This is a genomic window from Mesorhizobium sp. P2_D1, assembly GCF_056404455.1.
Window position 1 is genome coordinate 41,293 of record NZ_JBFUDZ010000012.1, and the last position, 20,743, is coordinate 62,035.

At 63.1% G+C, this 20,743-nt stretch carries 17 protein-coding genes; 6 read left to right on the forward strand and 11 right to left on the reverse strand.

Going from position 1 to position 20,743, the window contains the following annotated elements; translation table 11 throughout:
• Positions 1-53 precede the first annotated feature (53 nt).
• Complete coding sequence (locus AC1D0I_RS11615; protein WP_477395189.1) at positions 54-608, forward strand: hypothetical protein; 555 nt, start codon at positions 54-56, stop codon at positions 606-608.
• A gap of 77 nt (positions 609-685) precedes the next feature.
• On the opposite strand, the gene AC1D0I_RS11620 is transcribed toward AC1D0I_RS11615, so the two are convergent.
• Entirely contained in the window at positions 686-952 is a 267-nt protein-coding gene (locus tag AC1D0I_RS11620; protein ID WP_095085087.1) for a hypothetical protein, read from the reverse strand.
• A gap of 247 nt (positions 953-1,199) precedes the next feature.
• Here AC1D0I_RS11620 and AC1D0I_RS11625 point away from each other — a divergent pair, with 247 nt between their 5' ends.
• Positions 1,200-3,035 (forward strand): monovalent cation:proton antiporter-2 (CPA2) family protein, encoded by a 1,836-nt coding sequence (locus AC1D0I_RS11625; protein ID WP_477395191.1) that lies wholly within the window; start codon positions 1,200-1,202, stop codon positions 3,033-3,035.
• Between the two features lie 14 nt (positions 3,036-3,049).
• The gene (locus AC1D0I_RS11630) at positions 3,050-3,595 is read left to right on the forward strand and encodes a DUF924 family protein (RefSeq protein WP_477303718.1); all 546 of its coding nucleotides are present in this window, start codon (positions 3,050-3,052) and stop codon (positions 3,593-3,595) included.
• A 28-nt stretch (positions 3,596-3,623) separates the two neighbouring features.
• Here the strand turns inward: AC1D0I_RS11630 and folK are convergent, their stop codons facing one another.
• Genes folK through folP form a run of 3 tightly spaced genes read right to left on the reverse strand, consistent with a single transcriptional unit; the run spans position 3,624 to position 5,334 of the window.
• Positions 3,624-4,136, reverse strand: a complete 513-nt coding sequence (folK, locus tag AC1D0I_RS11635) for a 2-amino-4-hydroxy-6-hydroxymethyldihydropteridine diphosphokinase (protein WP_477288902.1) — start codon at positions 4,134-4,136, stop codon at positions 3,624-3,626.
• Positions 4,120-4,479, reverse strand: a complete 360-nt coding sequence (folB, locus tag AC1D0I_RS11640; protein WP_095085091.1) for a dihydroneopterin aldolase — start codon at positions 4,477-4,479, stop codon at positions 4,120-4,122. Before folB ends, folK begins: the two co-directional genes overlap by 17 nt.
• Before the next feature lie 3 nt (positions 4,480-4,482).
• Complete coding sequence (gene folP, locus AC1D0I_RS11645) at positions 4,483-5,334, reverse strand: dihydropteroate synthase (protein WP_457150774.1); 852 nt, start codon at positions 5,332-5,334, stop codon at positions 4,483-4,485.
• A gap of 119 nt (positions 5,335-5,453) precedes the next feature.
• Between folP and AC1D0I_RS11650 the strand changes: the two genes are divergently transcribed.
• Both AC1D0I_RS11650 and AC1D0I_RS11655 read left to right on the forward strand, forming a co-directional pair.
• A complete protein-coding gene (locus tag AC1D0I_RS11650) occupies positions 5,454-6,092 on the forward strand; it encodes a DUF922 domain-containing Zn-dependent protease (RefSeq protein ID WP_457150768.1) in 639 nt (212 codons plus the stop codon).
• 217 nt (positions 6,093-6,309) lie between these two features.
• Positions 6,310-7,788 (forward strand): MDR family MFS transporter, encoded by a 1,479-nt coding sequence (locus AC1D0I_RS11655; protein ID WP_477395193.1) that lies wholly within the window; start codon positions 6,310-6,312, stop codon positions 7,786-7,788.
• Positions 7,789-7,821: 33 nt separating this feature from the next.
• Here AC1D0I_RS11655 and AC1D0I_RS11660 read toward each other — a convergent pair whose 3' ends face one another.
• The 3 genes from AC1D0I_RS11660 to AC1D0I_RS11670 all read right to left on the reverse strand — a co-directional run bounded on the left by AC1D0I_RS11660 (position 7,822) and on the right by AC1D0I_RS11670 (position 9,722).
• Entirely contained in the window at positions 7,822-8,850 is a 1,029-nt protein-coding gene (locus tag AC1D0I_RS11660) for an NAD(P)/FAD-dependent oxidoreductase (RefSeq protein WP_184873987.1), read from the reverse strand.
• Positions 8,851-8,933: 83 nt separating this feature from the next.
• On the reverse strand, positions 8,934-9,254 hold the full coding sequence (locus AC1D0I_RS11665) for a 2Fe-2S iron-sulfur cluster-binding protein (protein WP_095085095.1): 321 nt from the start codon (positions 9,252-9,254) through the stop codon (positions 8,934-8,936).
• A gap of 99 nt (positions 9,255-9,353) precedes the next feature.
• Entirely contained in the window at positions 9,354-9,722 is a 369-nt protein-coding gene (locus AC1D0I_RS11670) for an Hpt domain-containing protein (protein WP_457150771.1), read from the reverse strand.
• A gap of 271 nt (positions 9,723-9,993) precedes the next feature.
• Here AC1D0I_RS11670 and AC1D0I_RS11675 point away from each other — a divergent pair, with 271 nt between their 5' ends.
• Entirely contained in the window at positions 9,994-16,473 is a 6,480-nt protein-coding gene (locus AC1D0I_RS11675) for a kinesin (protein WP_477395195.1), read from the forward strand.
• Positions 16,474-16,631: 158 nt separating this feature from the next.
• Here the strand turns inward: AC1D0I_RS11675 and AC1D0I_RS11680 are convergent, their stop codons facing one another.
• The 4 genes from AC1D0I_RS11680 to AC1D0I_RS11695 form a co-directional block, all read right to left on the reverse strand.
• Positions 16,632-17,240 carry an ABC-type transport auxiliary lipoprotein family protein gene (locus AC1D0I_RS11680; RefSeq protein ID WP_477395197.1) on the reverse strand — a complete coding sequence of 203 codons (609 nt, stop codon included), beginning with the start codon at positions 17,238-17,240 and terminating at the stop codon, positions 16,632-16,634.
• Between the two features lie 79 nt (positions 17,241-17,319).
• The gene (locus tag AC1D0I_RS11685) at positions 17,320-18,693 is read right to left on the reverse strand and encodes an MlaD family protein (RefSeq protein WP_477227321.1); all 1,374 of its coding nucleotides are present in this window, start codon (positions 18,691-18,693) and stop codon (positions 17,320-17,322) included.
• Positions 18,694-18,707: 14 nt separating this feature from the next.
• The gene (locus tag AC1D0I_RS11690) at positions 18,708-19,529 is read right to left on the reverse strand and encodes an ABC transporter ATP-binding protein (protein ID WP_457151843.1); all 822 of its coding nucleotides are present in this window, start codon (positions 19,527-19,529) and stop codon (positions 18,708-18,710) included.
• Between the two features lies 1 nt (position 19,530).
• On the reverse strand, positions 19,531-20,718 hold the full coding sequence (locus tag AC1D0I_RS11695; RefSeq protein ID WP_477395198.1) for an MlaE family ABC transporter permease: 1,188 nt from the start codon (positions 20,716-20,718) through the stop codon (positions 19,531-19,533).
• Positions 20,719-20,743: the final 25 nt, after the last annotated feature.

Below are 20,743 nucleotides of genomic sequence, written 5' to 3' on the forward strand. Positions count from 1 at the left end.
TTGTTCATGGTCAGACGGGTTCCAAACAGCCTCTTTGTTGCCGGGTGTCGTCGATGAAAAGTGTAATTCTGTCCAGCGTCTTGCCCCTGGCAACCGTGATAACAGCACTCGTCGGCATTGCCGGAGCGGCTTCCGCCGCGGAGCCGGACAAGCAGTTCTTCCAATCGGCCGAAGGCAAATGGATCGGACCCGGCGAAATCGTCGCCGGCAAGTACAAGGGCACCAAATTCAACTGCAGCTTCACCGGCTCGACGCCGGACGGCAAGGTCGGCATGACACTCGACGGCGGTTGCCGGGTCGGCATGTTCACCCAGCAAATGTCGGCCACGATCGAGCGCAAGGGCCGCGAGGGCTACAAGGGCAGCTTCATGGGCGGCGCTACCGGCTCCGGCCTCGACATCATCGGCGGCAATGTCGTCGATGCCCGCAAGGTGGTCTTCACCATCAACCGCAACCARCTGCGCGGYGTSATGCAGGCCCGCATCCCTGACGACAATTCGATGACGGTGACCATTGCGGTGCGTGTCGACGACCAGTTGGTGCCGGTGATCGGCATGAGCCTGAAGCGTGTCGATGCCATCGAAGTCGGCTCCATCGCGCCAAACTGAACAATCATAGATCTCTAAAAGCAAAAAGGCGGCGACCCAACGGTCGCCGCCTCGTTCAAACCGCTTCGATCCTGCGATTAGCCCTTGATCGCAGCCGTCACCTCGTCATACGCCTTGCAGGCGTCGGCCAATGTCGTGGTGCCCTGATATTTGGTTGTCACGGCCTGCACCTTGGCCGTCAGGTCAGCCGCCTTGGACGGGTCCTTGGTGATCGCTTCCTGCAGCGCGGCAGCCATGTCCTGCGCTTTCTTGGTTGCGATCTCGGCCGTGCACTCGGGCGCTTTCGAGCACGCCGAACCGGCTAGCACCGCCAGGCCGACGGCAACAAACAAAAACTTCTTCATGTCAGTCATCTCCTCAAAAGGGCTCGACTTGATCGTCGCTCACCCTCCAATGGCCGAAGCCGAGCGTCCTTAGCCTTCGATTGTGGCAAGATGCAACGCGTTCCCAACGTCAACTTGTGTAACGCACCCGCAACATCGCCGGTGATCCGGATTCGGGCTGTTCGATCCCCACCGAAGCCCCTATCTTCGCCCCTTGTCAAAGAGACTTCGAAATCGGAATCGATCCTCAAACGAGCGGAATGGCGGAATGGCGGTAGAGGCATCGAGCAACGATCTGGTTCAGGTGGTGGCGCTGCTTGCAGCCGGCGTTGTCGCCGTTCCCATCTTCAAGCGCATGGGTCTCGGCTCGATTCTCGGCTATCTGGCCGCCGGTGTGGTGATAGGTCCGTTTGGCCTGCGCGTCTTTTCCGAATCGGAAGCCATTCTTCATGTCGCTGAGCTCGGCGTGGTGATGTTCCTGTTCATCATCGGACTGGAAATGCAGCCGTCACGGCTGTGGGGCCTGCGCCGTGAGATCTTTGGCCTCGGTGCACTGCAGGTCGGCGTCTGCGCGGTCTTGCTGACCGCTGTTGGCGTGGCGGGAGGTTTTCCGATCTCGCAAGCCTTCGTCGCCGGCGCAGGCTTCGTGCTGACCTCGACGGCGATCGTCATGCAGCTTCTGGAGGAACGCGGCGAAATCGCCGAGCCGAAAGGCCAGCGCATCGTCTCGGTGCTGCTGCTCGAGGACCTCGCCATCGTGCCGCTGCTGGCCCTGATCGCATTCCTGGCGCCCGGCGGCGCCGACACCAGCCTGGCGGAGCGCTTCACCGAGATAGGCATCGGCCTTGCCGCGATTGTCGGACTGGTGCTGGCTGGACGCTATCTGCTCAATCCGTTCTTCCGCATCCTGGCGGATGCCCGTGCCCGCGAAGTGATGACGGCTGCCGCCCTTCTGGTCGTCCTCGGATCGGCGCTCGCCATGCAGCTCAGCGGCCTGTCGATGGCGATGGGTGCATTCCTGGCCGGCGTGCTGCTGTCGGAATCGACCTTCCGGCATCAGCTCGAAGCCGACATCGAACCCTTTCGCGGCATCCTGCTCGGCCTGTTCTTCCTTGCCGTCGGCATGTCGCTCGACCTGCATGTGGTGGTCGCGAACTGGCGGCTGGTTGCCATCTATGTCGTCGCCTACATGGTGATGAAGGCGCTCGGCATCTACATCGTCGCGCGGGTCCTGAAAACCCGCCATCGCGAAGCGTTGGAGCGTGCGGTCTTCATGGCGCAAGGCGGCGAATTCGCCTTCGTCCTTTATTCGGCCGCCGCCGCGGTCGGCATCATCGACAACCGGGCCAACGCGACGCTGACGGCGATCGTCATCATCTCGATGGTGCTGACGCCGCTGGCGATCATCGCCTTGCGGTATCTCACACCGCGCGACGAGCAGTCGCTCGACGGGGTCGAGATTGCCGATGGCCTGACCGGCAGCGTGCTGATCATCGGCTTCGGCCGCTTCGGCCAGATCGCCAGTCAGCCGCTGCTCCTGCGCGGCATCGATGTCTCGATCATCGACAACGATGTCGAAATGATCCAGGCGGCGGCCGATTTCGGCTTCAAGGTCTATTATGGCGATGGCACGCGGCTGGACATCCTGCATGCGGCCGGGGCTGGCCGCGCGCGCGCCGTGCTGATCTGCGTCGACAAGCCGGATGTGGCCGTTCGCATCGCCCAGCTGATCAAGGCCGAATTTCCACTGCTCACTGTGCTCGCCCGGGCTTTCGACCGCGGCACGGCGCTGCAGCTCATTCGTGCCGGCGTCGACTTCCAGCTGCGCGAAACCTTCGAATCGGCGTTGGTTTTCGGCGGCTCGGCGCTGGAATCGCTCGGCGTCGATCCCGAAGACGTGGCAGAGGTGATCGAAGATGTGCGGCGCCGCGATACCGCCCGTTTCGAAACCCAGCTCGCCGAAGGTGTTCGTGCCGGACAACGCTTCCTGAGGGGCAATATCGGCACGCCCATTCCCACGCCCCTCACCCAGCCGCGCCGTACCGGCCAGGCACTCAATGAAGAGACGGCCGGTGTTTTGCACAAATCAGAACCCGCGGATTGAACAAGGAATTATGCATGGAATTGGACAGCAGGGCCCTGTCGGTCACCAAATTCTGGCGCGACGCAGGCGAGGATGCATGGTTCGAGAAGAACGAGGCTTTCGATGCCGACTTCCGCAACCGCTTTCTCGATCTCCACTATGCCGCCGCGCGGCGTGAATGCGACGACTGGTCGGCACATGCCGAAGGCTCGCTGGCGTTGATGATCCTGCTCGACCAGTTTCCGCGAAACTGCTTTCGCGGCACCGGCCATATGTGCGCGACCGATCCGCTGGCGAAGTATTTTGCTCAAAAGGCCGTCGCGGCCGGCCATGATCTGGCACTGGAACCTGAAGTCCGCGTGTTCCTGTATTTGCCGTTCGAGCATTCGGAAAACCTTGCCGACCAGGAGGTATCGGTCGAGCTGCACAAGGCCAAAGCCGAGTTCAACCTGAAATATGCGCTCGAGCACCGCGACATCATCCGGAATTTTGGCCGTTTTCCGCACCGAAACAGGATGCTTGGCCGCGAGACCACACCCCAGGAGCAGGCGTTCCTGGATGGCGGCGGCTTCTCCGGTTAGAAGCTCCTGCTGTCGCCCCGCCCGGGCATCAGACCAGCCACCAATCCCGGCCGGACGGCAATCGCTCGATACCGGAAGTGTCGACCGCGACCAGCCGGTCCGCGACGCTGCGGCCACCGACAACCAGGCCCGGCGCGATCTCCGCCAGCGGTGCCAGCACGAAGGCGCGTTCCAGCATGCGCGGATGCGGCACTTCCAGTCCGGTCTCGTGAATGACGCGGTCGCCGAACACCAGAATGTCGATGTCGATCAGCCGCGGTCCCCAGCGCTCCTCGCGCACCCGCTTCAGTCTGCGCTCGGCATCCAGACAGAGGTCGAGCAAGGCGCGCGGCACCAGTCCGGTGGAAATTTCGGCAGCCGCATTGAGAAAATCCGGCTGATCGAGCTTGCCCCAGGGCGGTGTGCGATAGAGCGAAGAGACGCCGGTGACGCGCGTATCTGCGTCGGCATCCAGCATGCGCAGCGCCGCGCCCATCGATTTCGCCGGGTCGCCAAGATTGCCGCCAAGGCTGAGATAGACCGTGCTATTCGGGCCAGACAACGGTCACCTCGACGTAATCGATCACACCGGGGACCGGAGCGTTTGGCTTGCGCACCGTGATCTCGGCTTTTTTGATCTGCGGAAAACGCGCTGTCAGTGCACGGGCGACCTCGAGTGCCAGGGATTCGATCAGAAAGCGGCGCTGTCCTGTGATGATCTTTTCGATCTCCGTGAAAGCGATACCGTAGTTGACCGTGTCCTCGATGGAATCATCGACAAGCGCCCGGCCGGGATCGACGGTGAGAGCGGCATCGACATAGAAGCGCTGGCCGAGCCTTTCCTCCTCGTCCAGCACGCCGTGCCGGGCAAAAAACGCGCAATTCTTCATGCGGATGACATACATCGCTCAGTTTCTCGCCTGGTCGCTTTGACGCGCCAGCATAGCATCTGCGAGCGCCAGCGCGTCCACGTTGAATGCGACATCATGGACGCGAAACAGATCGGCGCCCTTGAGCCGCAGGATGACGCTGGTCGCCGCCGTTCCGACACCCCTGCCAGCCGCGTCGCGGCCGGTTACGGTGCCGATGAAGCGCTTGCGCGAGGTACCGGCCATCAGCGGCAAGCCAAGTGCACTGAGCTCGGAAAAGCGCGCCATCAGATCGAGATTTTCCTCCGCCGTCTCCTTGGCGAAGCCGAATCCGGGATCGAGCACGATATGGTCGTCGGCGATGCCATGCTGGCGGGCGATTTCCAGCGATTTTCGCAGGAACGCCAACTGATCGGCAATCACGTCCGGCAGCTTCTCGCGGCCCCGCCCGGTATGCATGATGACAAGCCCGGCGCCGGTGTCGGCGGCGACGCGGGCAATGTCGGGCTCGCGCTGCAACCCCCAGACATCGTTGACGATGTGTGCGCCGGCGGCCACCGCGAGCCGGGCGGTGTCGGCGCGGTAGGTATCGACCGAAATCAGCACCCCGCCGGCGCTCGCCAGCGCTTCGATCACCGGCAGGATGCGGGCCTGTTCGTCGCTCGCCGATATCGCGGCGGCGCCCGGGCGGGTCGATTCCCCGCCGACATCGACGACCAGTGCTCCTTCCCCCATCATGCGCCGTGCCTGGGCCAACGCCTTTTCGGGGGCGTCGAACAGTCCGCCGTCGGAAAAACTGTCGGGGGTGACGTTGAGGATGCCGACGACCACGGCTTTGCCGCCAAGGTCGAGATGGCGTCCATGCGCCAACTGCCATCGCCTAGCCGTCATTTGCTCAGCAATCATGGGCTCATCAATCAAGAGGCTCATCAACGATGTGTGATCCGCTGCGGATCAATTCCGTTGCGCTGGCAACGGCCGTAAAGCAAGGTGGTCGAAGAGGCAACATGATGAACCGATCCATGCTTGGCGTGAAACCATCCCTGCTCTGTGCGCTGCTGCTTGCCGCCACTGCCGTCCCGGCTGGTGCGGCCAATCTCGTCAAGACGTACAGCTATTTCGCCATTGGCGGCAGCACCCTCGACGACATCGAGGCACAACTCTCCAAACGCGGGCCGGAGGTCAAAAGCACGGGCACGCGGCACCCGGGCGCCACCCAGATGGCCTTCACCACCCGCATCAGCTATGCCAAGACTTCGAACTCCTGCCGGATCGCCGACGCGGTTGTGACCGTCAAGGTGAAGGTGATCCTTCCCGAATGGCGCCGCCCGCGCAAGGCCGATGCCGATGTCAGGCTGTTCTGGGACACGCTGGCCGCCGACATCAGACGCCATGAAGAGCGCCATGTCGAAATTGCCAAGAACCATGGCCGGGAACTCGAAGAGGACCTGAAAGCCACCTACCCACAAAGGAATTGCGACGCTGCCAAGGCCAAGGCCGCCGAAATCACCGCGGCAGTTCTGGCAAGGCATGACCGTGCGCAGCTGCAGTTCGACCGTGTCGAAAGCGTCAATTTCGAAAGCCGCATCCTGAGGCTGCTGCGCTATCGCATCGAACGCATCGAGAGGGGTCAGCTGCCACCGGCTTGACTCGGAAACCAGCGGCGCCGGCGAAAGCCAAATCCACCGAAGCGTAGTGCCAGCCTCGAAAAACTTTCGGGCGCCTGTCGAAATCGGCCTATTACGGAACGACATATAGCAGGGCTCGCCAGGCGCGGGCTTCAAAACGCCAATGCGATCAAAACGGTCAAAGGGACCGGAACGGCCGGACAGTGCCGGTCAATCGCAAGCTTACGGATGAACGATCATGGATCAGGCTGTCGACAAGCCAACGATGGTGGAAGCCGGCGTGCCACTGAGCGAAGCCGAAAAGAACGCCATCATCGCCGGTGTGCTCCTGTCAATGCTGCTGGCGGCACTCGATCAGACCATCGTGGCGCCTGMCATGCCGACCATCGGGCATGCGCTCGGCCATGCGCAATACCTGCCGTGGGTCGTCACCGGTTACCTCTTGACCGCGACCGCCATGGCACCGCTCTACGGCAAGATTTCCGACGTCTATGGCCGCCGGCCCACCGTTTATGCGGCGATCCTGATCTTTCTCCTGGGTTCGCTGGTCAGCGCCATGGCGCCCAACATGTTCGTGCTGGTTGTCGGGCGGGCGATCCAGGGCGCCGGTGGTGGCGGCCTTTTCACCTTGACGCAGACTGTCATCGGCGACCTCGTTCCGCCACGCGAACGGGCGCGCTACGCTGCCTGGATCTCCGGCACCTGGGCTGTCGCCAGCATCGCCGGGCCACTGCTCGGCGGCACTTTCGCCGAACATCTGCACTGGTCGCTGATTTTCTGGATCAACATTCCGCTCGGCCTGCTGGCCATGGCGATCATCAACAACCCGCTCAAGAAGCTGCCTATTGCCGCAAAGCAGCATCGCATCGACGCCCTCGGCGCGCTGCTGCTTGTCGTGGCCACGGCATTGCTGCTGTTGGCGCTGAACTGGGGCGGCAGCGAATATCCATGGCTGTCGCGCGAAATTCTTGGGCTGCTCGCCGTCTCGGTGGTTTTCTGGGTGGCATTTGCCTTGCGGCTGCTGCGCGCGGCCGAACCACTCATCTCGCTTGAAGTGCTGGGCAACCCGATCGTTCTCGCCGGCACATCGTCGATGTTCCTCTTGCAGGCCGCCAACATAGGTCTGGCGGTCTATCTGCCTGTCTATCTGCAGTCGATTGTCGGCCTCTCGGTCAGCGAGTCGGGTCTGGCGATGCTGGGCCTTCTCCTCGGCACCGTGGCCGGCGCCACGTTCAGCGGACGGACAATACCGCGCTTCGTCCACTACAAGCGGATCGCGATGGTCGGCGTGTTCTTCTCCATCCTATGTCTCGGACTGCTTGCCCTGGTTGCCGGGCACGCCTCGCTGCTGGTCGTCGAGGTCCTTACGATCTGCATCGGCCTGGGCAGCGGAACCACCTTCCCGGTCGCCACCGTATCGGTTCAGAATGCTGTCGATCGCGCGCACCTTGGTGTCGCAACCGGCGTTCTGACCTTCCTGCGCTCGCTGGGCAGCGCGCTCGGTGTCGCCATGCTCGGCGCTGTCGCGCTTGGCTACGGCCTGCCGCTTGCCGGTGAGGGCACGCTTGCCGTCGGACAGGCTATTTCCGTGGTGCCCTTCGTAATGATCTTCCTTGTCGCTGCGGTAACGCTGCTCCTGGCGCTGATCACGCTCGGCCTGATGCCGGAAAAGCCACTTCGTGGCCAGGCCGACCATGCTCCGGTGATGGCGGAATAGAAGCGGTCGGCGAAACTGATCCGATCCAGCGGCTCAGTCGACGACGCCGAGCTTCTTCTGCAGGCTGGTCGACGAGGTCGTGTACTGGAACACGATGCGTTCGCCGGGGCTAATAATGCGCTTGGCCGCCTGCGCCATCAGCGCCACCTCGTGGAAGCCCGACAGGATCAGCTTCAACTTGCCGGGATACCAGTTGATGTCGCCGACCGCGAAGATGCCGGGCACCGATGTCTGGAACTTCTCGGTATCGACCGGAATGAGGTTCTCGTGAAGATTGAGCCCCCATTCCGCGATCGGCCCGAGCTTCATGGTCAGGCCGAAGAACGGCAACATGCGCGTGCAAGGCACTTCGACATCGCCGTCCGGTCCCTTGATGACAGCCGATGAGAGCTGGCCGTCGGCGCCGGTCAGTCCGGTCACTTGCCCGACCTGGAAATCCAGCTGCTTCATCTCCTGCATGGCATACATCTTGTTGACGCTGTCGGGTGCGGCGCGGAATTCGGGCCGCCGGTGCACCAGCGTCACGCTCTTGGCCACCGGTTGCAGGTTGAGCGTCCAGTCGAGCGCCGAATCGCCGCCGCCGACAATGACAAGGTCGTGGCCGCGAAAATCTTCCATCCTGCGTACCGAGTAGAAGACGCTCTTGCCTTCATAGGGTTCGATGCCCGGGATCGGCGGCCGCTTGGGCTGGAAGGAACCGCCGCCGGCGGCAATCACCACGACCTTGGCTTCGAACACCTCATTCTCGTCGGTGGTGACGCGAAAGCTGCCGTCCTCCAGCTTTTCCAGGCTGGAAACCATGCGGTTGTAGGTGAAGTCAGGCTTGAACGGCGCGATCTGCTCGAGCAGTTTGTCGACCAGTCCCTGCGCCGAGATCGAAGGCCAGCCTGGAATGTCGTAGATCGGCTTTTCCGGATAGAGTTCCGCGCATTGGCCGCCCGGCCGGTCGAGGATGTCGATCAGGTGGCACTTCATGTCGAACAGACCGAGTTCGAACACGGCAAACAGGCCGACCGGCCCTGCCCCGACAATAAGGACGTCTGTCTTGGTGATGTCGGTCATGCTGTGTGCCTCGCTGCGGAACCCGAGTGACACTGCATGAGCAATCCGCCGCTGCCAAGCAGCAGCCGGCAAAAATCAGTGTCTCAGCCCTGGCGGGCCGGCACCCGCACGACCAGACCGTCTAGCGCGTCGCGCACCTTGATCTGGCACGACAGCCGCGAGTTCGGCTGAACGTCGTAGGCGAAGTCCAGCATGTCCTCTTCCATCGCTTCCGGCTCGCCGACTTGAGCCGTCCATGCCTCGTCGACATAGACATGGCAGGTCGCGCAAGCGCAGGCGCCCCCGCATTCCGCCTCGATCCCCGGCACCGCGTTGCGGATCGCGTTCTCCATGACCGTCGAGCCGTTCTCGGCGTCCATGTCGAATTGTGTGCCGTCATGGGCGATGAAAGTCAGCTTTGTCATTTGTCACCTGAAGGGAGTCTCAGCCGAGATAATCACTCCGGCTGACAAGTCAACTGCGCGCGAAAGCGCCGCTCGGTGACGTTTTTCCGCAAACCGGGTTCAGCGACTGATGGCGGCGATGAAATCGCGCACTTCGTCGATCAGCGCGCCAAGCCGCCCGAGCGTCTGGTTGTCTTCCGGCCGGTGCTCGATCTCGGTGGCGCAATCGGCGATGGCAAAGGCACCGACACCGCGTGCCGAACCCTTCAGCCCATGCGCAAGCAGAAGCCGGTCCTTGATGTCGGCATCGACTATTTTCTCGCGCACCGACAGGGCCTGTTGTACAAACAGCGCCAGCACCTCTTGCTCGAGGCTGCGGTCGCCCATGGTCTGGCGGGCAAGGTGTGCCAAATCGACCGGCCGTGACCGCCTAGGTCCGGATACGTCGCCCCCGGGCATTGAGAAGGCAATGCCGCTTTCGCCACGCATGAACTCGAACTCCGTTTCTTCGATCGCCCGGAAAACTAGGCGATTCCAGTGGACAACGGGTTAATGAGTGGCGGGGAATAATGTTGCGAAAGCGGCGCCGAAATCACGCTTCCGTTAACCTTATATTTAAAGTTTTACGTATCTCGCGGAATGCATGTTTTCTTTACCCCCCTGTGTCATTACGATACGAGGGGTCCATTTTCAGCCTCCTGCGCGGGGTACGATAAAAACACAATTATAAGCCCGCAGCAGCTAGTACAGGGTAGAAGGCATGGCAAAGAAAACAACGACGACGAGAACTCTCGACAACGATGTGGCCAGGGAACTGGAAAAGGCGCTTGATCTAGACCTCAGCAGCGATGCCGGCGACGGCGACCTCGACATCGCGGCTTCGATGGAAGATCTGGAAGCGCAGATATCCCAGGCCGCCGACGAACTGGCGCGCGAGGGACGCAACGACAAGCCGGCGCCAGCAGTCAATCAGAGCCAGGCCGCGCGTAGTGAGGCCACGAAACCCGCGCCCCAGCCCAAGCCCGCCGAGTTGCGCCCCGTCGAAACACGCAATGGTGCCCAGCCCGCCGGTTTCGCGCCAGCCAATGACGATCGCCAGAAGGACTACAAGACGCTCTTGCACAGCCTCAACAGGCGTGCCTCGAACACCATTTACTGGGTCGTTGCCTTCGTCTCACTCGCCTGGTTCGCCGGTGCAGGCGGTCTGGCCAACCTCCTCTTCGGACCGAGCATCTGGAGAATCCGCACGCTCGACCAGTTTCTTGCCCGTCCCGAACTGATCGGTCTGGCGGTCGCGGCGATTGTGCCCGTCATCCTGTTCTGGGCCTTCGCGGCGATGATCCGCCGCGCCCAGGAAATGCGCATTGCCGCCCAGTCGATGACCGAAGTGGCCTTCCGACTGACCGAGCCGGAAAACCTTGCCCAGGATCGCGTCATGATGATCGGCCAGGCCGTTCGTCGCGAGGTCGCCGCCATGGGCGAAGGCATCGAGCGCACGCTTGCCCGCGCCGTCGAACTGGAAACGCTGGTCCACAGCGAGGTCAACCAGATCGAGCGCTCCTATTCGGAGAATGAGTCCCGCATCCGTTCGCTGGTCGACGGGCTCGGCAGCGAGCGTGAAGCCGTCGTCAGCCATGCCGAGCGCGTCCGCGCCTCGATCACCGGCGCGCATGAGACGCTGAAGGACGAGATCGGCGCCGCCTCCGACATCATCCGCGACAGCATCCTCAATGCGTCGACCAAGCTGTCGATGACGATCACCAATTCCGGCGACACGCTCATCGACCGCATCAATGAAAGCTCGTTGTCGATCTTCGATTCGGTGGAAGGCCGGCTCGATACGATCACCGACAAGCTGTCGACCTCGGGCGAGGCCTTCGCCAGCCTGCTCGACACCCGCATAGCCAAACTGACCGACACCACCGACGGCCTGACACGGTCGTTGACCGATCTCCTCGACGATCGCACCACCGGCATGGTGTCTCTGCTCGGCGGTGCCGCGCGCACCCTCAATTCCGAATTCGAGGCCAGCCTCAACGGCATCGAGCGGACGCTCGCAGAACGCGGCCAGGCGCTGATCAGCGAATTCCAGACCCGCGCCGAGGCGCTGGACACCGGAACGCAGAAGCTCAACGCAGCGCTCGAGGCCCGCGCCCGCCAGATCAATGAGACGCTGGTCGAGCGTGCCCGCGAAATCGCGCACACCTTTGCCGAGAGCAAGGACACTCTGTCGGCGATGATCGATCAGGGCAAGACCCAGATCGGCGCCGATATGGCCGACATCGTCACCTCGACCTCCTCCATGCTCGAAGCCCGCGCCAGCGACTTCGCCGGCCGTATGGAAGCCGCGCGTCATGTCGTATCGCGTTCGTTCGATAGCGACATTCAGCGGCTTGCCGACGCCCGCGCAGGAATCGAGGAAGCCGTCGAAAACCACAGCCGCAAGCTTTCGGAAAGCCGCGATCGCATGACCGAGGCCATGCAGGCCGACCTGGCGAAGTTCGACGAAGGCCGCGCCGGCATCGATGCCGCGGTGACCAACCAGGTGCAGAAGCTGGCCGAAGGCCGCAGCCTGATCGCGCGCGCCCTCGAGGAGGATCTGCGCAAGGTCAACGAATCGCGGGCGGCCATCGATGCGTCGCTCGGCGGCCATCTTGAAAGGCTGGAAGAAGGCCGCAACAGGCTCTCCGCTGCCTTGAACGAAGACTCGGGGAAACTGGTACAAGCTCGTACAATCATTGATGAAATGGTTGCTGGACACGTCGGCAAGCTGGCCGAGGGCCGCAGCATCCTGTCGCGCGCTTTGGAAGCCGATCTCGGCAAATTGTCCGACAGCCGTGCCAGCATCGACGGTCTCGTCGCCGGCCAGGTCGAGAAGATCGCCGAGGGTCGCGCCGTGCTCGCCAAGGCACTGGAAAACGACATCAGCGGCATCAAGAGCCTGATCGAAGCCCATTCCGCCAAGCTGGCGGACGACCGCACGCAGCTTTCCCAGTCGCTCGACAACGATCTGTCCAGCATACGCGGCCTGATCGACAGCCATGCGGGACGGCTGGTCGAAGATCGCAGCCTGCTGTCGCAGACGCTCGAGGCCGACCTTGCCAAGTTGGCCGAAAGCCGATCGAGCATCGATGGCCTGGTTGCCGGCCAGGTCGAGAAGCTCGCCGAAGGCCGCGACATTCTCAAGCGGGCGCTGGAATCCGATCTGAACACGATCAAGGGCGTCATTGCCAGCCAGTCGGAAAGGCTCGCCGAGGATCGCGGGCAGCTTTCGCGGGTGCTGGAAGCCGACCTGCAGAATGTGAACAGCGTCATCGCCGACCACATGAACAAGCTCGTTCAGGATCGTTCGACCTTGTCGAAGGCGCTTGAAGATGACCTCGCCAAGCTGGCGGAGAGCCGCTCCAGCATCGACGGTCTGGTCGCCGGTCAGGTCGAGAAGTTGTCGGAAGGCCGCAACATCCTACGGCGTGCGCTGGAAGCCGACCTCAATGCGATCCAGAGCACCGTTGCCGACCAGTCGCAGAAACTGGTCGATGACCGGGCACAGTTCGCCCGTGCTCTCGAGGCCGATCTCGAAAGCGTCAACAGCCTGGTCAACAGCCACTCCGAACGGCTCGCCCAGGATCGTTCGACGCTGTCGAAGGCACTCGAGGCTGATCTCGAAAACGTCAGTGGCCTGGTAGGCAGCCATGCGGAACGGCTTGTCGGAGAGCGCTCGACCCTGTCGAAGGCGCTCGAAGACGATCTTGCCAAGCTGGCCGAAAGCCGCTCCAGCATCGACGGGCTGGTTGCCGGTCAAGTCGAGAAGCTGTCGCAAGGCCGCGACATCTTGCGGCGCGCGCTGGAAGCCGACCTCAATGCGATCACGAGCACCGTTGCCGACCAGTCGCAGAAACTGGTCGATGACCGGGCGCAGTTCGCCCGGGCACTCGAGGCTGATCTCCAAAACGTCAGCGGCCTGGTGAACAGCCATTCGGAAAGACTTGTCGGCGAGCGCTCGACCCTGTCGAAGGCGCTCGAAGACGATCTCGCCAAGCTGGCGGAAAGTCGCTCCAGCATCGACGGACTGGTGGCCGGTCAAGTCGAGAAACTCGCCGAAGGCCGCGATATCCTCAAGCGTGCGCTGGAAGCCGACCTGCAGAAGCTTTCCGCAAGCCGCAGCGACATCGACGACATCATCGCAGGACATGTCGGCAAGCTGTCGGAAGGCCGCAACATGCTGGCTCGCGCGCTGGAAGACGATCTCGGCAAACTCGCCGAGACCCGCCAGGACGTCGACCGCTCGCTGTCGGGCCATATCGACCAGATCGCCGCCAGGAGCACCGATATCTCTGCCGCGATCGCTGCCGATGTCGAGAAGATCGAGCAGGCGTTCAGCCGCCAGACCGGCGTCATCGAGGAGCGCGCCGGCACCATGGAGCGTGCGCTCTCGACAGGCGTCGACAACGTCCGAGCCGTGCTCGAGAAGAGTGCGGTCTTCGTTGCCGGCGCGTTGCGCGAAAAGGTCCTGGAAATCACCAGCACGCTGCATGAGCAGGCCGGTGCTGCGTTCAGTGACGCCGACCGCAAGATCGCCGAGCGCGCCGAGCAGACCTCCGCCGCCCTGCTGGCGAGGGCCGAAGACATCGCCCGCACCTTCGAGGAAGCCGATCGTCGCCTCCACACCCGTGCGGAAGATACGTCGAACGCCTTGCTTGCCCGCGCGGATGACACCTCCAGCTCCTTGCTGGCCCGCGCCCATGAAACCGCTGACCAGCTGGCCGCTCGTGCAGGCGAGATCGCCGGTACCTTCGACGTGGCGGACCGGAAGATCGCCGCCCGCGCCCAGGAAACCGCCGATCAGCTTACCGCCCGGGCTCAGGACACCGCCGACCATATGGCTGCCCGTGCCAGCGAGATCGCCGGCGCATTCGATGCGGCAGACCAGAAATTGGTCGCGCGCGCTGTCGAAACTGCACAGTCGCTGGCCGCCCGCGCCGGCGACATCCTGCGCAACTTCGAAGGCGCCGATCAGCGGCTCGGTATGCGCATCGGCGAATCGGCCGAGGCGCTTGCCGCACGTGCGTCGGATCTCGGCCGTATCTTCGATGCCGCCGACCAGCAATTGGTCTCGCGCATCGCGGAAGGTTCGGAAGCGCTGTCGAGCCGTGCGTCGGAAATCGGTCGCATCTTCGACGAAGCCGATCAGCGTCTGGTGTCGCGCATCGCCAGCAGCTCGTCGACGATCGGCGAGCATGCCGAGACCATTGTCGGCGCCTTTGCCGACACCGAGCAGAGGGTCGCCGAACGTGCAAGGCGGACCGGTCAGGAAATGGCCGTGCATGCCCGCGAAATCGAACAGGCGCTTACCGGCGCCGACGAGCGGCTCGCATCGAGCGCGGCGGCTGCGGCCGCCCGTGTCGAAGAGCAGGTCTCAGGCGTCGAGAACCGCCTCGCCTATACGGCCGAGACGATGGGCCAAAAGATCAACGAGCAGGTGGCGAATGCCGAGGCGCAACTCGTCTCGCGCGCCAATGTTATCGCGGAGACCTTCACCGCGGTTGGCCAGCATATTGGCCAGAGCACCAACGACGCCGCCAAGACGATCGGCGCCAACACCCGCGAGCTCAACACCATGCTCGCGGCGCGTTCGGCCGAAATGTCGAAGATCCTCGACGAAACCGCACGGCCGCTGGTCGAGCGCTTCGCCCAGGGCGGCTCGGAACTGCAAAAGAGCATGGAAGAGGTCACCGAACGCGCCACCGAGAAGCTGCAGGCCGAGAATGCCGCACTTGTCAACGCGCTCGCCAACCGCACCGCCGAGACCTTGTCGGCGGTCGAAGGCGCCCGCTCGTCGCTGTCCGACAGCGTCGCCGATCTCATTGGCCGCATGACCACGTCCAGCTCGCAGCTCGGTCAGTTGATCGAGCAGGCCGCGGTCAATCTCGGTCAGGTCGACGAACGTCTGAGCGGCAGCACGCAAAGCTTCGCCGCCACCACCGAGAAGGCCGCGCAAACCTTCGCCAGCTCGGCACGGCTGGTCGATTCGAACACGACAAGGCTGACGGAACTGTCGTCGTCTACCTTGCGCGAGGTCGCTTCGATCGCCACCAAGTTCGACGAGCACAGCCGCCTGCTGGCCAGCGCCTCGGACCTGCTGAGCTCGGCCCAGAGCAACCTTGAGCACACGCTCGAAAGGCAGTCGTCGCTCGAGGATCTCGCCGTCGGCCTGGTCAAGAAGTCGGAAGATCTCGAAAGGGTCATGCGCTCGTTCGAAAATCTCGTCGGCCAGACGCTGCAGAACGCCGAGGGCAAGACGATGGAGTCGGCCGACAAGATCCGCAACGCCATCACCGACGTCGTTGATTCTGCGACCAAGCGTTTCGCCGATGCGACCGAAGAGATGCGGCGCACCGCGGGCTCGATCAAGAGCGAGCTCGACCTTACCCGCGCCGAGCTCAAGAAGGGCGTCATCGAGATGCCGGAAGAGGCAAAGGAATCGACCTCGGCCATCCGCCGCGCCGTTTCCGAGCAGATCAACGCCCTGAAAGAGCTTTCGGAGATCGTTGCGAAGTCCGGTCGCGGCGGCGATGCCGCCGAGCAACGCAATCTTCGCCCGGCACCGCAAGCGCCGGCCACACGCCCTGCCGAGCCACCACGGCGTGCACCACCGGCACAGCAGCCGGAGCTGCGCACACCCCAGGCGCCGTTGGGCGGCGCTCCACTGCGCGGCACGCTCGACCTGGAGCGTCCGGCCGAGGCGGCACCGCGCCCGCGTGTTGAAGCCGGCGCCCGTACACCACAGGGCGGCTGGGTGCGCGATCTCCTGACCGGGGCATCGCGCGAAGAGGACGCCAGGCCGGCAACGCCCGCGGAAGCACCGCGTCCGGCTCCTGCCCAGCGCTCACCGCTGCATGTCGTGGAATCGCTGAACTCGCTCTCCGTCGACATCGCGCGGGCCATCGACCACGATGCTTCGATCGAACTGTGGAACCGCTACCGGCGTGGCGAGCGTGACGTGTTCACGCGGCGGCTCTACACGCTGAAGGGCCAGCAGACGTTCGACGAGATCCGTCGCAAGTATCAGGCGGAGGCTGAGTTCCGCACCGCCGTCGACCGCTACTGCGACGATTTCGAGAAGCTGCTCAAGGATGTCTCGCGCAACGACCGCGACAACATCATGGCGCAGACCTATCTGACGTCGGACACCGGCAAGGTCTACACCATGCTGGCCCATGCAAGCGGCCGCCTGCACTGATTGGGCGATAGGGCAAAAGAAAAAAGGCGGGAAATTTCCCGCCTTTTTCATTTCAGCCGATTTTGTGCTCTTCGGTACGTCCGCAAGCGCCGCGTCCCTTGCACGGCTTCAGCCGCCCGCATTATGAAAAACGTTGGGTGATCAAGCGTTTACGGCGATCAGATGACCGAATCCGTCCAACGCACGATCTGCTTGGCGGTATCTCCAAACGCGCTGTCGAGCGCCCTGACATAGGCAGGATTGCCGCTGCCTGAAACGGGCGCCGATGCGGTGAAGCTCTTGGAGGCGCGCACCTCGCCATTGCGGTCGTTCAATATCCGCACGAACAGGTCGACCTCAGCGTGCTCGCCGCTGTCGACGCGGACTTCGAAAGACCGGACCTCGACAATTACCTGGTAGTCGATAGCCAGGCCCTCACCCGGCTTGCCGACGCCGGCAAAGCTGCCTGAGCGCTGGAACGTCTCGGCCAGCCGCGCCTGCACGATCAGCGGCAGCCGGTCGGCCCATTGCGCGCCCTTGAGATACTGGATCGAGCGATCCGAGGGCTTGATGACGATGTTCTGGCTGTCCAACGCCTTGAGTGCCGACGGCTGCGCGATCAGGATTTGTCGGCGGCTGTGGCCATGCGCGTCGACCGAAGGCGCCGACAGCTCGAACGTGTCGAGCGGCGCAGGCTTGCCGCCCAACACCGCGCAACCCGCTAGTGTCAGGGCAAGCAGTGCCGCAGCCGATGTCAACCCGCCCGTTCTCACCCACACAGACTTCACGCGCGATCCCCGTTGTCCCCGGATCGTAAGATCAACCCGCTTTCGCGGCTCATGTTCTTGGGACGTGCCGGAGCCGAAGTCAACGCCGCGCCCTGCCATCGAACTGCCGAACCTCGCCATCGCCACCCGAAAGGATGCGCTGCGGATTGCGGCTGAGATCGGTTACGGCCTCCTCGATGCGACTGATCGAACGGCGGCTGTCCTGCACCAGCGCCTCGACATTCGAAAGCCCCTGGCCCGAAAAGCGCGCCAGATTGTCGGTAATGACGCCCAGGCGGGCATTCAACGTGTCGGCAACCTGCTTGAACGATTTCAGCGTTTCCCTGGCGTCGGCCATCACGCCGTCGGCCTGGCCCGACCCGAGCAAGGTGTCGACCTTGGCGAGGATTCCGTCGACACGCACCGAGGCATCGTTGAGCCGCTGTGCCAGTTGCTTGGCATCCTTGATCGTCTGGTCGATGTCGTCGGCCCGATTGGCGAACTTGTCGGTCACCTCGGCGATGTCGGCTGCGGCCTTGTTGGCGTTTTCGCTGGCTTTCTGGATGTTGGCCAGTGCGGAGCGCACTTGCGCCGGATCGATACCGTCGAGCACACCATCGACCTTGGCCAGCGTGCCTTGCGTCTGCTTGGCGAAATCGTTGACCGACCCGACAGCGGTGTCGACATTCTTGATGACGCCGTCGAGCTGCGTCGACGTTTCCTTGAGATTCGCGGTTGCCGTATCGACGTTGGCGACGATGCTCTTGATCTTGTCCTTGTCGACGGCATTGAGCAGGCCTTCGGCTGCTTTCAGCGTGCCGTCTAGCTTGCCGGAAACGCCTTTCAGCTCGTCGGAGAGCGCACTGACGCTGGAGAGGAACTTGTCGATGCCGTCCGAATTCTTGGCCAGCGCATCTGAGAAGGTCTGCGCGTTCTTGACGGTTTGGGTCAGCGGCCCGCGCACATCCTTGGTGAAGCCTTCAAGCTCAGAAAGCACCTTGTCGGCGCGCGAGAAGATGTTCTGTGCCGTCTGCAGCAGGTTGGTCACCGCCGATGGGTTGGCGACGATCTCGGCGACCTTGCCCTCCTTCTCGGCCTGGTCGAGGAGCTTTACTTCCTTGGGGTCAGCGCCCTTGAGTTCGATATTGGCCTGTCCGGTGAGGCCGGCGAGGCCGATATCCGCCTGCGTCGACTTGGTGATCGGCGTCAGGCGATCGATCTCGGTGTCGGCGATGGCGACGGTCGGATTGTCGACATCGATATAGACGCGCCTGACATCACCGACCTTGACGCCGTTGAACAGCACGAAGCTGCCGCGGCCAAGCCCGGAAGCCGAGCCCGGAATACGCACGCGCAGCAACGTGGTCTCGCCCTTGTCGCCGATCGCCGCCGTCCAGTAGACGAAGGCAAACGCCGCCAGGATCGCGGCCAGCGTGAAAATGCCGACAATAACGTAGTTGGCTCTGGTTTCCATTGTCCCACTTATGGCTATGCGCGCGCCGCAAGATCAAGTTGCCGGGCGCGTTTTCCGCGGAAATAGGATTTTACCCACGGCTCCTCGCTCTTCAGCATGTCGTCAATGGTGCCTTCGACCAGCACTCTCTTCTTGCCGAGCACGGCCACGCGATCGCAAGCGGTGAAAAGCGTGTCGAGATCGTGCGTCACCATATAAACGGTCAGATCCATCGTATCGCGCAGCTTGACGACCAGTTCGTCGAACTCCGCCGCGCTGATCGGATCGAGRCCGGAKGTCGGCTCGTCGAGGAAGACGATGTCGGGGTCGAGCGCCAGCGCCCGTGCCAACGCCGCCCGCTTGATCATGCCTCCGGAAAGTTCGGACGGAAATTTCTGCGCGGCGTCCGGCGGCAGCCCGACCAGCTCGATCTTTAGCATCGCCAGTTCGTCCATCAGCTTTCGCGGCAGGTCGAGATATTCGCGCATCGGCACCTGGACGTTTTCCAGTACTGTCAGCGCCGAAAAGAGGGCGCCATGCTGAAACAGCACGCCAAGCCGCATGTCGACGCGCAGACGCTCCACGTCGCTGGCTTTCTCGACATCGACGCCGAACAGCTTGATCGTGCCCGACTGTTTGCGCGTCAGCCCAAGAATGGTGCGCAGCAGAACGGATTTGCCGGCGCCCGAGGCACCGACAAAGCCAAGGATCTCGCCGCGCCGGATATCGAGCGACAGCTTGTCGAGTATGAGCTTGTCGGCGAATGAGACAGTGATGTTGTGCGCGGAAAGCACAATGTCGCCCTCGCCCGTTTCGTCCGCGATCGCGACCGGCTTTTTCCTGCTCAGCAGCGCCATCTCAGAACTCGATCGCTGCGTAGAAGATGGCGAAAAGCCCGTCGAGGATGATGACGACGAAGATCGACTTGACCACCGAGGCGGTCACGTGCTGGCCGAGCGATTCGGCGCTGCCGCCGACCTTCATGCCTTCGACCGAGGCAATCGTGCCGATGATCATGGCCATGAACGGCGCCTTGATCAGGCCGGCGAAAATGGTGCTGAGGTCGATGGCGACGCGCAGCCGGTCGATGAAGGCAGCAGGCGCGATATCGGAGTACAGCCATGCCGCGACGATACCGCCGCCAAGTGCCGCGAAATTGGCAATGATGGTGAGGCACGGCAAGGCGATGACCAGCGCCACGAGGCGCGGAAAGACCAGCACGCCGATCGGGTTGAGGCCGATGACCTTCAGCGCGTCGACTTCCTCGCGCATCTTCATCGAGCCGATCTCGGCGGTGATCGCGCTTCCGGAGCGGCCGGCGATCATGATCGCGGTCATCAGCACGCCAAGCTCGCGCAGGATCAGCACGCCGACCAGGTCGACGACGAAGATATCGGCGCCGAAGTAGCTGAGCTGATAGGCACCTTGCTGGGCAACGATGGCACCGACGATCGCCGACATCAGCACCACCACCGGAATGGCGCCGACGCCCATGCGGTCGATCTGGTTGAAGATCGCCGCCGGGTTGACGGCATGGCCACGGCCGAGCTTCATCTGCGCGCCGCGGATGGTGGCGCCGAGGATGTTCATCGAGGCGAGGAAGTCGTCGCGCATCTCGTAGACGCGCCGGCCGACCGCCTCCAGCGCCCGAATGACGATGTTGGGTGGCCGTGCCGGACCGGATTCGGGTTCGCGCCGGACGGCCTCGCCCACCGCGTCGAGCAGGATGTTGGCAATCTCGCTCTGACCTTGCATGCTGATCTTGACGCCCTTCTTCTCGAAGGCACAGACCAGCCGGTCGATCAGCCAGGCGCCGGCGGTATCCATCTTCTCGATGTTGGAAAGATCGAGCGCCAAGGTATTGAAACCACTTCGCTTCTCAATCTTGCGCATGTCGGCGTCGATCAGCGCGACGGTCCTTGTCGTCCAGATTCCCGAGAATACGCAGCCGAGAACGCCGTCCTCCTCGCCGATCGCCACGCGCGGTTCGTGGTCAGCCTCCCCCGCGGTCGTGCCGCTTGCGTCGCGCTTGCCGATGGTCAACATGGCGTCCTGTTTAGCCTGACGGAAC